Annotated in this window: 13 protein-coding genes; 1 reads left to right on the forward strand and 12 read right to left on the reverse strand. The window is 53.9% G+C overall.

Annotated features, from left to right (window positions below; genetic code table 11):
• Positions 1 to 193: 193 nt before the first annotated feature.
• Genes ycfP through hinT form a run of 6 tightly spaced genes read right to left on the reverse strand, consistent with a single transcriptional unit; the run spans position 194 to position 4006 of the window.
• Positions 194 to 736, reverse strand: a complete 543-nt coding sequence (ycfP, locus tag V5P19_RS08205; RefSeq protein WP_334401985.1) for an alpha/beta hydrolase YcfP — start codon at positions 734 to 736, stop codon at positions 194 to 196.
• A 34-nt stretch (positions 737 to 770) separates the two neighbouring features.
• On the reverse strand, positions 771 to 1796 hold the full coding sequence (nagZ, locus tag V5P19_RS08210; protein ID WP_334401987.1) for a beta-N-acetylhexosaminidase: 1026 nt from the start codon (positions 1794 to 1796) through the stop codon (positions 771 to 773).
• Between the two features lie 11 nt (positions 1797 to 1807).
• On the reverse strand, positions 1808 to 2632 hold the full coding sequence (gene thiK, locus V5P19_RS08215) for a thiamine kinase (RefSeq protein WP_334401989.1): 825 nt from the start codon (positions 2630 to 2632) through the stop codon (positions 1808 to 1810).
• Positions 2613 to 3257, reverse strand: a complete 645-nt coding sequence (lpoB, locus tag V5P19_RS08220) for a penicillin-binding protein activator LpoB (RefSeq protein WP_334402734.1) — start codon at positions 3255 to 3257, stop codon at positions 2613 to 2615. The genes thiK and lpoB overlap by 20 nt, the downstream gene beginning before the upstream one ends.
• A 13-nt stretch (positions 3258 to 3270) precedes the next feature.
• On the reverse strand, positions 3271 to 3645 hold the full coding sequence (locus tag V5P19_RS08225) for a YcfL family protein (protein WP_334401992.1): 375 nt from the start codon (positions 3643 to 3645) through the stop codon (positions 3271 to 3273).
• A gap of 1 nt (position 3646) precedes the next feature.
• A complete protein-coding gene (gene hinT / locus V5P19_RS08230; protein ID WP_334401995.1) occupies positions 3647 to 4006 on the reverse strand; it encodes a purine nucleoside phosphoramidase in 360 nt (119 codons plus the stop codon).
• A gap of 352 nt (positions 4007 to 4358) precedes the next feature.
• On the opposite strand from hinT, the gene fhuE reads away from it, so the two are divergent.
• Positions 4359 to 6542 carry a ferric-rhodotorulic acid/ferric-coprogen receptor FhuE gene (gene fhuE / locus V5P19_RS08235; RefSeq protein ID WP_334402736.1) on the forward strand — a complete coding sequence of 728 codons (2184 nt, stop codon included), beginning with the start codon at positions 4359 to 4361 and terminating at the stop codon, positions 6540 to 6542.
• Positions 6543 to 6632: 90 nt separating this feature from the next.
• On the opposite strand, the gene ptsG is transcribed toward fhuE, so the two are convergent.
• From ptsG to pabC, 6 genes are all read right to left on the reverse strand, one after another.
• Positions 6633 to 8066: a PTS glucose transporter subunit IIBC gene (gene ptsG, locus V5P19_RS08240; protein ID WP_134349843.1), complete on the reverse strand. Its 1434-nt coding sequence runs from the start codon at positions 8064 to 8066 to the stop codon at positions 6633 to 6635.
• Positions 8067 to 8363: 297 nt separating this feature from the next.
• A complete protein-coding gene (locus V5P19_RS08245; protein ID WP_334401998.1) occupies positions 8364 to 9158 on the reverse strand; it encodes a metal-dependent hydrolase in 795 nt (264 codons plus the stop codon).
• 10 nt (positions 9159 to 9168) lie between these two features.
• The gene (gene holB / locus V5P19_RS08250) at positions 9169 to 10173 is read right to left on the reverse strand and encodes a DNA polymerase III subunit delta' (RefSeq protein ID WP_334402000.1); all 1005 of its coding nucleotides are present in this window, start codon (positions 10171 to 10173) and stop codon (positions 9169 to 9171) included.
• Positions 10170 to 10811: a dTMP kinase gene (gene tmk, locus V5P19_RS08255; RefSeq protein ID WP_334402002.1), complete on the reverse strand. Its 642-nt coding sequence runs from the start codon at positions 10809 to 10811 to the stop codon at positions 10170 to 10172. The genes holB and tmk overlap by 4 nt, the downstream gene beginning before the upstream one ends.
• Positions 10801 to 11823: a cell division protein YceG gene (gene yceG, locus V5P19_RS08260; protein ID WP_334402003.1), complete on the reverse strand. Its 1023-nt coding sequence runs from the start codon at positions 11821 to 11823 to the stop codon at positions 10801 to 10803. Before yceG ends, tmk begins: the two co-directional genes overlap by 11 nt.
• 2 nt (positions 11824 to 11825) lie before the next feature.
• Entirely contained in the window at positions 11826 to 12635 is an 810-nt protein-coding gene (gene pabC / locus V5P19_RS08265; RefSeq protein WP_334402005.1) for an aminodeoxychorismate lyase, read from the reverse strand.
• Positions 12636 to 12757 lie beyond the last annotated feature (122 nt).

Consider the following 12757-nt stretch of genomic DNA (forward strand, 5'->3'; position numbering starts at 1 on the left):
TAAAAATAACCCTTAATTAACAACAGGTTACAGCACTGAAACCTTTCAAGTGCTTTGAGAATAACACGTCAGGCGCATTGGTCATACCAAAATTGATATGCATCAAGTTTTGATGGCTTAAAAGTAGACAATTCTGGCTTAAAAGAAAGCCCGGCGCTTTCGTTGCCGGGCTTTGAAGGGTAAACGCGGTGGCTTAGCCCAGCGTTTTAAACGCTTTAATGCGCTGCAAATGCGGGGAGATGTTCTTGAACTTGTGGGTTTGCTCTTCGTCCCAGACAATTTCGTAGTAATGATGCAGCAGCTCTGCGGCACGTTGGCTGCTAAGCGCCTCATCGTTACGCGAGAGGATTGCCAGACAGCGGTCGCGGTTTTTCTCGCGGAAATTGCTTACGCATTTGGTGGCAATGTCGACATACTCTTCCGGCCGGTCAATTTTGCCTTCCATGTTTTCGTTCGGGAACAAATTAGGGTTGAACGCGACCTGTCGAATATCGCACAGAAAACCAATGCGCTCTGCCCAGTAGCCGCCCAGCCCGACGCCGCAGATCAGCGGGCGATCGTCAACGTTGAGCTGCAGCATCTTGTCCACTTCTTTAAGCAGATGCTGCATGTCATGTTTCGGATGGCGCGTGCTGTAGCTGATCAGCCGTACATCCGGATCAATAAACTGCAGTTGCAGCACCTTCTCATGATTACCAGGACTGTTAGAGTCAAAACCGTGTAAATAGATGATCATCGTCTTCTCACCACGCTACGCCTTCCGGGAGGGTTTACAGGCTGGCTTTATGTGCCTGCCAGCGCTCATTCAGTGCTTCAAGCTGGGCGTTGACCGTCTTCCAGCGCGCCGAGTCCATCAGCTCCTGACGGCTAAATGAACCTTTATGATACAATTGCGTAACACGCTCTGCATTGATCGGTGACAGGTTATCCAGCACGCTAATGGCCCCTTTACGATTATTGCAGACGAGGATCATATCGCAACCCGCATCCAGAGAGGCTTGCCCGCGTTCCGCGTAGCTGCCCATAATCGCCGCCCCTTCCATCGACAGATCGTCCGAGAAAATCACGCCGTTGAAGCCCAGCTCCTGGCGCAATACGGTTTTCAGCCAATGCGGGGAACCGCTGGCTGGACGCGGATCGACCTCGCTGTAGATCACATGCGCAGGCATGACCGCATCCAGCTTGTTGTCTGTGATGAGCGAGCGGAACACTGACATATCTTTGGCACGAATGTCCGCCTCCGGGCGCGGATCGCGCGGTGTCTCTTTATGCGAATCAGCCGTCACTGCGCCGTGGCCAGGGAAATGCTTGCCAGTGGTTTTCATTCCGGCATCGTGCATACCGTCAATAAAACGGGTCGCCATCGCAAGCGCAATGCGCGGCTCGTCGTGATACGCGCGTTCACCAATGGCGGCGCTGATATGCCCCACGTCCAGCACCGGCGCGAAGCTAATGTCGATATCCATGGCAATCATCTCGCTGGCCATCAGCCAGCCAGCATCCTGCGCGAGCTTCCCGCCCTCTTCCATGCCTAACAGAGCGTGGAAAGATTGGGCAGCCGGCAGGCGGGTGAAGCCTTCGCGAAAACGCTGCACGCGTCCGCCTTCCTGATCAACCGTCACCACAAGATGATTACGCGATGCCGCACGGATCTGGCGCACTAACTCACGCAACTGTTCCGGATCGTGGTAGTTGCGGGTAAACAGAATCAGACCGCCCACCAGAGGGTGCGCCAGGATCTCGCGCTCTTCCGCATCCAGCTCGAACCCTTCAACATCTAACATAACTGGACCCACACGAACCTCTCTTATCCTTTAGTTTGTAACTGGCGCCAGGCATCATTTGCCAGCGCAATAAATTGTTTGTCACCCGTTTGCTGCAAGCGCGCTTCGAACCAGCCCGCCATCAGCAGGTATACCCACGGCCGCCAGCGCCTAACCTGACGCGCCAGCTTGCGGGCGTCCAGGTGCGCGATCCCGGCGTAGTGGTGGATAAGCCGCTGCCGGGCGGCGTCATCGTCCACCCAAACCGCTGCCAGCTCCAGTGCCACATCCCCATCCCCGGCATATTCCCAGTCGATGAGCCTGGCGCCAGATGATGTATAAACGATGTTCCCGGCGTGAACATCCATATGCAATGGTGAGAGCCGTAATGGCTGCGGCTCTCCCGCTTTACGCAGTTGCTTTAGCTGTGCCAGCCAGAAAGGTGTCCGCCTGTCCGGAGAGGCCTGCTGCCAGTATTGTTCAAGCAGGGGTAATAGCGCGACTCGCCATCCCAGACGCGGTTGACGGTGCAGATGATACAACAAAGCGCTAAGGGTTGACGTTTCCGGTAGCTCACTTTTGACGTCACCCGGCAGATAGTCCACCGCCATCCAGCCCTGCATAAAAAAGCGCGGCTTCGGCACCAGATCGGCTGGAAGACGCCGCAGGGCGCGGAACTGACGACGGAAATGGGAGGCAGGCGCAAAGCGATCGTGATTCTGACGCAATACCAGACGACGATCGCCCTGCGCTATAATGCAACTCGCGCCGCCAAGCCCAGAGTGGGCCTGCGGCGCGATGAGGCGATACTGCGGAAAATAACGCGTCAGGATCTCTTCGCGCGTGCAGCTATTGTTGCGTAACGGCACCTTTCCCCGACCAGATAATCTCGCCTGTCTGAACAAGCATCAGCTGCATCTGCAGGGCTGGCGTATTCACATTCCCGGTGGCGTTGGAGTAAAGCACATACTGAGCCCCCACGTTACGGGCGATGCCAATCGCCTTGCTGCGCGAACCGAGGCTATCCTGTGGTGAAAGGCCGAGCTGCTGCTTGGCTACGGCTAGCTGCTGCGCGGAGACCAATGTAAATTTACCGTTATTTGCCAGGGCATTGCGCAGAGTTTCCGTCGCTTCGCCTGCATTCAGCGAACCGTTAGTTCGGTTATTTACGCTATCCACCAGCAGTACGCTACCAGCCGTTACGCCTTGCGCCTGCAACATTTTTCCGACCATTGGCTGCATCGCACCGTTCCAGTCGTAGTGGCGCACGCGAGGCGCTGGCTGGGAGGTTTGGTCCGGGTGCTCAATCGGACCAGGCTGCGCCGGAATGGACGGAACAGACGGCACGGTTGGCTGCGGCTGCGTTGGCGGCGCGGGTTGCTCGGTCCCTGGTTTTGCCTCTTCTACGGGAGCAGGCTCTTCAGTTCGCGTCACACATCCAGCAAGAAACAGTGCAAAAGCTGTCACGAGCGCATAACGGCTCATATTTTTAATCAAGGTTCACCTCTTACAAATAAAGATAAAGTCTCACCTTATGGGCACCCAGATAGTTGGCGCTGCCATAGAGCGTTACCGACTTTCCTGCCGGAATAACGACGCTACGCGGCGCTTCAAGCGGGTGCATTTCAAGACCTCTTACGTCATACCAGTAAAAACGGTAATGCACCGTCACCGGCTCGTGTCTTTCGTTAAAGAGCGTAGAGGAGGCAGAAGACTGGATTTCACTGATGGTTAACGTCGGTTGTTCCGCCGTGATGCCTGCAGCGAGCACGGAAGACTCCATCACCAGCGTCTGTTCATCGCTGACGGGGATAGCAGGACGCGCGCTGCATCCCACCATTGCTATCGCCATAATCAGCGCGGCTATACGCCCTCTTAGCATATTAAAGACCCTTGTGTGCCAGCATCGGCCCCAGGGGACGTCCACCCAGCAGATGCATATGGATATGATAAACTTCCTGACCACCGTGGCGATTACAGTTCATGATCAGACGGTAACCGTCTTCAGCAATCCCTTCCTGCTCAGCGATTGTCGCGGCCACCGTAAGCATACGGCCTAATGCGACCTCATGCTCGGTTTTCACATCATTCACGGTAGGAATCAGAATATTTGGAATGATAAGGATGTGTGTAGGCGCCTGAGGAGAAATGTCCCGAAAAGCCGTCACCAGCTCATCCTGATAGACAATATCCGACGGAATTTCGCGGCGAATAATTTTACTGAAAATCGTTTCTTCAGCCATGACCGTTTCCTTTTTTGTTTAATCTGGCGTGGTACGTCCGCAATTAGCACACATTGTCTTATGACTGCGTGATACAACACATGAGTATGAGCGAGTTTCTCCTGTCCTTTCAACCTTCTCCCGCGAATTCTTTCCTGAATGCCTGCCAGCTGGCTGGAGAGTGAGCGCTCTTGCCCCTTTATCGCCTGAAACATTATTTCAGACCCGTTCGCAACATCTGTTTACAGCGTTAATCACAATGCGTATATTTCGCATTTGCATTTTCATGCGCATTTTTCACATAGAAAACGACGTCAGCCCGCACGCGCGAGGCTAACGCATAACACCTTCACCATTCATTAAGGGTTTGATGATGCTTTTCATTAATCACACCAGGGATGGGCAACGTCAGCCTGTCGCAACGCCTTCGTTGCTGGCAGCCTGCATTGCTATGGCATTGATGCCAACCGCCAGCTTCGCCGCGCCAGACGAGGAAACCCTCGTCGTTGACGGCACCTCTCAGCCGGACTCTACCAGCGATCGGGATTACAGCGTAAAAACAACGACCATCGGCACAAAGATGCAGATGGTTCAACGCGATATCCCACAGTCAGTTTCTATCGTGAGTCAACAGCGCATGGAAGATCAGCAGCTGCAGACGCTGGGAGACGTGATGGATAACACGATGGGGATCGGTAAAAGCACCGCTGATTCCGATCGCAGCAGCTATTACTCACGTGGTTTCGAGATCGATAACTACATGATTGATGGCATTCCAACCTACTTTGAATCCCGCTGGAATCTGGGCGATGCCCTCTCTGATACGGCGCTCTTTGAACGCGTGGAGGTGGTACGGGGGGCTACCGGCCTCATGACGGGCACGGGCAATCCGTCGGCCGCCATCAATATGGTGCGTAAACATGCCACCAGCCGCGAGTTTAAAGGAAATTTATCTGCAGAATACGGCAGTTGGAACAAGCAGCGTTACGTCATGGATCTGCAAAGCCCCTTGACGGACGATGGCAATGTGCGTGGGCGCATTGTGGCTGGCTACCAGGATAATGACGCCTGGCTTGATAACTACAATCAAAAGAAAACCTTCTTCTCAGGCATTATTGATGCCGATCTGGGCGAGACCACCACGTTCTCTGCGGGTTACGAATACCAGCGCATTGACGTGAATAATCAAACCTGGGGTGGTTTGCCGCGCTGGAACACCGACGGCAGCGTCAGGCATTACGATCGCGCCCACAGTACCGCGCCTGACTGGGCCTATAACGACAAAGAATTTAATAAAGTTTTCGCCACCTTCAAGCAGCGCTTTGCCGACACCTGGCAAGCGACGCTTAACGCGACCCACACCGAAGCGAAATTCGACAGTAAAGCGTTGTACCTTGACGCCTACGTGGATAAATCAACGGGCGCGCTGGTAGGGCCTTATTCAAACTATGGTCCTGATTTTGGCTACATCGGCGGGACGGGCTGGAACAGCGGCAAGCGTAAGGTCGATGCAGTCGATCTCTTCACTGATGGGGGCTACGATCTGTTCGGTCGTCAGCACACCGTGATGTTTGGCGGCAGTTTAAGTCGGCAAACCAACCGGTATACCAATGCGTGGGCGAACGTCTACCCTGATGAGTTCGGAAGTTTCTACGACTACGATGGGCACTTCCCGGAAACAAACTGGGGCTCCCAGGCGCTGGCTCAGGATGACAAAACGAACATGAAATCGCTGTACGCTGCGACACGTATTTCATTGGCTGATCCGCTGCATGTGATCCTCGGCGCCCGTTATACCAACTGGAGCATCGACACCATGACTTATGGCATGGAGAAAAATCACACCACACCTTATGCGGGACTCGTCTTTGATATTGACGATAATTGGTCGGCCTACGCCAGCTATACCTCCATCTTCCAGCCTCAAAACTACCGTGACAGCACCGGCAGATATCTTGACCCCATTACCGGCAATAACTATGAGGTGGGCCTGAAGTCAGACTGGATGGACAGTCGCCTGACCACAACGCTGTCGGTATTCCGTATTGAACAAGATAACGTTGCGCAAAGCACGGGCCGTGTGATTCAGGGCTCTACGGATACGGCGTATGAAGGTGCAGATGGCACAGTGAGTAAAGGCGTGGAATTTGAACTCAATGGTGCCTTGACGGATAACTGGCAGATGACCTTTGGTGCCACACGCTACGTTGCAGAAGACAGCGACGGAAAAGCGGTTAACCCTAACCTGCCGCGCACGACGATTAAGCTGTTTACCCGCTACCGTCTGCCAGCGATGCCTGCGTTGACCGTTGGCGGCGGCGTTAACTGGCAGAATCGCATTTACAGCGATGTAGCTACGCCGTATGGCACATGGCGTGCCGAGCAAGGTAGCTATGCGCTGGTCGATCTGTTCACCCGCTATCAGGTGACGAAGAACTTCTCTTTGCAGGGTAACCTGAATAACTTGTTCGATAAAACTTACGACACCAACGTTCAGGGTTCGCTGGTCTACGGCGAGCCGCGTAACGTGAGCGTGACCGCAAGCTATCAGTTCTGATGAAGCATCAAAGGGAGCCTAATGGCTCCCTTTTTGGTGTCCAATAAAAAAGGCAGCCAATCGGCTGCCTTAGTCTCCCCAGGTCACAACTTAGTTGCTGCGGATGTATTCATCCATTTCGGTTTTCAGGTTATCGGATTTCGTACCGAAGATTGCCTGAACACCAGAACCTGCAACAACTACACCTGCTGCGCCCAATTTTTTCAGGCCAGGCTGGTCAACTTTTGCGACGTCAGCAACGCTCACACGCAGACGAGTAATACACGCGTCAAGGTTAGTGATGTTTTCTTTACCGCCGAACGCTGCAACCAGGGCCGGAGCCATTTCGCTGGTCACGGCTGATTTGCTGTCTTCTGACGCATCTTCACGACCCGGTGTTTTCAGGTCCAGTGCTTTGATCAGCACGCGGAAGATGGTGTAGTACGCCACTGCATAGCATGCGCCTACAATTGGGAACAGCCACAGCTTGCTGCTGTTACCCGACAGAACGATGAAGTCGATCAAGCCGTGAGAGAAGGACGTACCGTCACGCATACCCAGAAGGATACAGATTGGGAACGCCAGACCAGCCAGTACAGCGTGAATGATGTACAGGATCGGCGCAACAAACATGAAGGAGAACTCGATCGGCTCGGTGATACCGGTCAGGAACGAGGTCAGCGCTGCGGAGATCATGATACCGCCCACTTTTGCACGGTTCTCTGGTTTAGCAGAGTGCCAGATTGCAATCGCAGCTGCCGGCAGGCCGTACATTTTGAACAGGAAACCACCAGACAGTTTGCCTGCAGTTGGGTCACCCGCCATGTAGCGTGGGATGTCACCGTGGAACACCTGACCTGCTGCGTTGGTGAATTCACCAATCTGCATCTGGAATGGAACGTTCCAGATGTGGTGCAGACCAAATGGTACCAGGCAACGCTCAATGAAGCCGTAGATACCGAACGCGACAACCGGGTTCTGGTAAGCAGCCCACTGAGAGAAGGTCTGAATAGCGGAACCGATTGGTGGCCAGATGAAGGACAGGATCACGCCAGTGAAAATCGCTGCCAGACCAGAGATGATCGGAACGAAACGTTTGCCCGCAAAGAAGCCCAGATACTCAGGCAGCTTGATACGATAGAAGCGGTTAAACATATACGCTGCAATCGCACCGGAGATGATACCGCCCAGAACACCGGTGTCAGCCAGGTGTTTTGCAGCGATCTCTTCAGCAGGTAAATGCAGAACCAAAGGTGCAACCACAGCCATGGTTTTCACCATGATGCCGTAGGCAACAACTGCAGCCAGAGCAGATACACCATCGTTATTGGTGAAGCCCAGCGCAACACCGATAGCGAAGATCAGCGGCATGTTAGCAAAAACAGAACCGCCTGCTTCGGCCATCACATGGGAAACTACGGCTGGCAGCCAGCTGAAGTTTGCAGAACCGACACCCAGCAGGATACCTGCGATAGGCAGTACGGATACTGGCAGCATCAGCGATTTACCGACCTTTTGCAGGTTAGCAAATGCATTCTTAAACATAATTGAGAGTGCTCCTGAGTATTTGTGCTTTTTTTACGCTTTCACGCATTGGCTCGGGGGGAGTACCGTGCCGTGGACAGGACATCTAAGCGCCCTTTATTTATTACACAGAGTAAAATAAATCCCTCTGAGTTTGTTTGACGGCTATCACGTTTCAGCTTAAGACGGACGAAAAACTTTCAGATATTTACAAAAAGCATTTCTGGATGTGTCAAAAAACACCATCACCGCCCCAAATGAGGCGGTGAACTTTACTCGCTTTACTTATTAATTACGAGCCTAAAAAAAACAGGTGTTTCAGACAGATTGCAAGCGGGCGGGGTCAATATGGAACAGCGTAGAGAAGTTTTCCGTTGTGACGCGAGCCAACTCATCGATGCTAACCCCTTTCAGAACGGACATATATTCAGCCACGTCTCTCGTCATTGCTGGCTGGTTCTCTTTTCCGCGATGCGGTACAGGTGCCAGATAGGGCGAGTCTGTTTCCACCAGAATGCGATCGAGAGGAACATAACGCGCGGCATCACGCAGCTGCTCGGCGTTACGAAACGTCACGATCCCTGAAAACGAGATATAAAACCCCAAATCGAGCAGTTTACCCGCCGTTTCTCTGTCTTCTGTGAAACAGTGTAGTACGCCACCGCAATCCGTCACGTTTTCTTCCTGGAGGATTGTCAGCGTATCGGCGCGCGCATCGCGGGTATGAACGATAACCGGCTTGTTCAGCTCGCGACCGACGCGAATATGGTTGCGAAACGACTCTTGCTGACGCGGCTTGGTTTCTGGCGTGTAGAAATAATCGAGCCCGGTTTCCCCCATCGCCACCACGCCCTCTTCCGCCGCGAGGCGACGCAGGTCTTCAACGTCGTACTCTTCGTCCTGATTCAACGGGTGTACGCCGCAGGAGAACACAACGTTGTCGCGAACGCCTACCAGGTCGCGCATGGAACGATAGCCCGGAAGCGTCGTGGCGACGGCGAGGCAAAATTTCACATCGCGGGCGGCCGCTTTCGCCAGCACGTCGTCCACGTTTTTATGCAGAGATTGATAATCCAGGCCATCAAGATGGCAGTGTGAGTCGACTAAAAACATAATGTCTCTCTCAGAGATGGGAAGCAGGCGGTATTACGCCTGGTTGCAGGTAATGTTCGATACGCAGTAACAGATCCGTTAATACAAGCTCGCGATTGAGACCCGTGACGGTTAAAAGCTGTTCGCGACACTGGCAGACGTCATGGAGAATAGCGCGCAGAGAGATCCCCGACAGACGGTTCGCCAGGGTATTCACCAGCGGCCAGACATCGGGATTAGACAGAAGGGTGGCCCCCTGCTGGATTTTGAGTGCATCGAGAAGTAAGGCAGCCAGCCAGTGCAGACGTTCAATCGCCTGATCGCTATTCAGGGCAGGCAGCAGGCTCAGCCAGTCACTGCTGTCCAGCGCAGTTTCAACGGCACGACACAGCGTCTCACGCTGCGTCCAGACCTGCGTCTGCAGCAACGCCAGCGCCGCCGCGGGGGCGCCGCTGCTCAGGCGCAATGCAGCCAGCGCCGCGTCTTGCGACACCGTCACTTCGCGCTCCAGCCAGGTCATAGCCCACGATTCTTGTGGAACGGCAAGGTGATGAAGACGACACCGACTGCGCAGCGTGGCAAGCAATCGTCCCGGCTCGCGACAGGAAAGAAAGAACCAGGTTTTTTCAGGCGGCTCTTCCAGCGTTTTCAGCAGGGCATTTGCCGCGGCTTCCGTTAACACCGCAGCATCTTTCAGCCAGACCACTTTTGCCCCGCTGAGCCGTGCATGTTCGTATAATTTTTCACTGACTTCACGCACGGCATCAATACCGAGCGTGCTTTTGCCTTTCTCAGGCTCAAGCGTGTAGTAGTCAGGATGTGTGCCAGCCTGCATCAGCTGACATCCGCGGCATTTGCCACAGCTTTTATGCCCTTCCGGCTGTTGGCACATCAGAAAACGGGTGATGGCGTAAATCAGCGCATCATCGCCCATTCCTGGTAATGCCTGAATCAGTAACGCATGATGGCCCCGACCAGCCTGATAGCTGTTGATCAGCTGTTCAAAGTGCGGGCGCAACCATGGGTACCATTTCATGCCTGCTGCTCCTGTAACCACTGCGTGACCGTCCCCTGAATCGAACGCGTTACGTCCTCCAGGGATTGTGTGGCATCGATTGTCCGGATAGCGCTGTCCTGCCCGGCCAGTTCAAGATATCGCGCGCGGGTTCGATTAAAGAAATCGAAGGACTCCTGCTCAATGCGATCCAGTTCACCGCGCGCGCGCGCGCGCTTCAGGCCCACTTCAGGCGTCACGTCCAGATAAAGCGTCAGATCGGGACGGAAATCACCGAGTACCGCATCGCGCAACGTTGTCAGCATGGACTGGTCAATACCGCGACCGCCGCCCTGATAAGCCTGAGTGGACAGATCGTGGCGATCGCCTATGACCCATTTACCTTCTGATAACGCAGGTTTGATCACCGTCTCGACCAACTGCACGCGCGCTGCGTAGAACATCAGCACCTCTGCTTTGTCAGTGATAACTTCGTCGCCAACGGATTTGATATCCAGCACCAGGCTGCGCAATTTTTCAGCCAGCTGTGTACCGCCAGGTTCACGGGTGAACACCATCTCCGCAACGCCAAGCGTTTTGAGCGTATCAACGACCACGTTGCGGGCCGTCGTTTTCCCCGCCCCTTCGAGTCCCTCAATGACAATGTATTTACTGCGCATTTTTTTCCTTAAGTGCCTTCAGATAGTCCTGAACAGAGCGATTATGGCTGACAAGGTTGGTATTAAAGGTATGCCCCCCTTTTCCATCAGCCACAAAATAGAGATACGGTGTTTTTGCCGGATGAGCGGCTGCCTTAAGCGATGCCTCACTCGGCGTGGCGATAGGTCCCGGCGGCAGGCCAGCGATCACGTAGGTATTATACGCCGTTGGCGTTTCCAGATCTTTGCGTGAAATTTTGCCGCTGTAACGTTCACCCATTCCGTAGATAACGGTAGGATCAGTTTGCAGACGCATGCCTATGCGCAGACGGTTGATAAAGACTGATGCTACCCGCTCGCGCTCGTCCGCAACGGCGGTCTCTTTTTCGATAATCGAGGCCATCGTCACAAACTGGTTTTGATCTTTATAAGGCAGTCCATCCGCTCGCCCTTCCCAGGCCGATTCTATTGCTGCAACCATTTTTTTATGTGCACGCTTCAGAATGGCCACATCGGTCGTGCCAGCGGTGTACATCCAGGTGTCCGGCCAGAACCAGCCTTCTACCCACTCGGGATGTTCAAATTTCAGGACCTCAGCCACCGTTTCATAGTGGTCATCTTTCAGGGTGTGCGTGATGTATGGCGCATCACGCAGCTGTTTAAGGTAATCACTCAGGCGCATACCTTCAACAAACCGCAGCGGGAATTGCGCCTCTTTACCGCTCTCCAGCAATTGCAGCATCTCTCTGACGGTCATACCCGGCGTAAAGCGGTAGGTCCCTGCCTTAAAGTGGGACAGCTCGGGCTCAAGGCGCAGCAGCCACTGGAACACGCGTGGGCGGTTAATGATCTTGTCCCCATAAAGCTGTTCGCCCAGCGCCATGCGCCCGGTACCCGCTTTCAGGGTGAAAATCGTCTCATCTTTAATCAGGAGTTTACTGTCCGCCAGTTGACGGACTTTCCACACTCCCGCCCCGCCAGCGAGACCCAGCACGACGATAAGGAGGAGGACAAAGCGCAACATTTTCTTCATGACTATCTGGTTTGCTCACATATCGGGGCTAAAAACTGAAACAGCTCGCGCGAGGGAAAATCGAGTTCACCATATGCACGGACCGGTATAACAGGCATCAGCGCATTACAAATAATAACTTCATCAGCTGAATGCAGCGCCTCTTCCTGTGCGCTAACTTCGACAACGCGAAAGTCTGAGTGTGCCAGGTGCTGCAAACAAAACTGACGCATAATGCCCTTCACTCCGGCCTGCTGTAATGAAGGCGTGAAAACCTCACGGCCTTGCCGCCAGAGTAAATTAGCCGCACAGCATTCCGTAATGAACCCTTCGCTGTCAAGAACCAGAGCCTCATCGGCGTCCGTCTGTTCAAGATGAGTACGAATAAGCACCTGTTCCAGGCGATTAAGGTGTTTAATTCCGGCAAGCATCGGATTTCGCCCAAGGCGAATAGGGCTCAGCGTCAGGGTAACGCCTTCGTCACGCCAGCGTGCGTAATGGGCAGGCCAGGCAGAAACTGACAATATGCGCGTTGGGTGTTGGCAAGCTGCACCGCTATAGCCGCGACCACCGCTGCCGCGGCTGATAATAACCTTTAGCACTCCGCTGTCATTTTCGGACGCCAGAAGGCGCATTTCGCCGCGCAGTGTGCCCCACTCTGAATAGGGAATGAACAAGGATTGACACGCATTTTGTAGTCGACGGATATGCGCATCCAGAAGGCATACGTCTCCGTCAACAATACGTGCTGTGGTAAAGCAGCCATCGCCAAATTGCGTTGCCCTGTCGCTGGCGGGCAACGCCTCTTGCTCAAGGCCATTGATTAAAAACATGGTGGCTCCTTATGCGTAGGCGATAAGTCTGGCAGGACGTCTTGCCGACGACAAGCAGAGTAAACTTAATAAAAAAGGTCCGACAAGCGGACCTTTTTTTACTCGCTATCGGGTAACCCGGC

This window comes from Enterobacter sp. UNJFSC 003 (genome assembly GCF_036903355.1).
Classification (GTDB): domain Bacteria; phylum Pseudomonadota; class Gammaproteobacteria; order Enterobacterales; family Enterobacteriaceae; genus Enterobacter.

Excerpts from the sequence above, each read along its gene's own strand:
- fhuE (WP_334402736.1), top strand. The coding sequence starts at position 4,359 with ATGCTTTTCATTAATCACACCAGGGATGGGCAACGTCAGCCTGTCGCA.
- holB (WP_334402000.1), bottom strand. The coding sequence starts at position 10,173 with ATGAAATGGTACCCATGGTTGCGCCCGCACTTTGAACAGCTGATCAAC.
- ptsG (WP_134349843.1), bottom strand. The coding sequence starts at position 8,066 with ATGTTTAAGAATGCATTTGCTAACCTGCAAAAGGTCGGTAAATCGCTG.
- ycfP (WP_334401985.1), bottom strand. The coding sequence starts at position 736 with ATGATCATCTATTTACACGGTTTTGACTCTAACAGTCCTGGTAATCAT.
- V5P19_RS08245 (WP_334401998.1), bottom strand. The coding sequence starts at position 9,158 with ATGTTTTTAGTCGACTCACACTGCCATCTTGATGGCCTGGATTATCAA.
- hinT (WP_334401995.1), bottom strand. The coding sequence starts at position 4,006 with ATGGCTGAAGAAACGATTTTCAGTAAAATTATTCGCCGCGAAATTCCG.
- tmk (WP_334402002.1), bottom strand. The coding sequence starts at position 10,811 with ATGCGCAGTAAATACATTGTCATTGAGGGACTCGAAGGGGCGGGGAAA.
- yceG (WP_334402003.1), bottom strand. The coding sequence starts at position 11,823 with ATGAAGAAAATGTTGCGCTTTGTCCTCCTCCTTATCGTCGTGCTGGGT.
- pabC (WP_334402005.1), bottom strand. The coding sequence starts at position 12,635 with ATGTTTTTAATCAATGGCCTTGAGCAAGAGGCGTTGCCCGCCAGCGAC.
- V5P19_RS08225 (WP_334401992.1), bottom strand. The coding sequence starts at position 3,645 with ATGCTAAGAGGGCGTATAGCCGCGCTGATTATGGCGATAGCAATGGTG.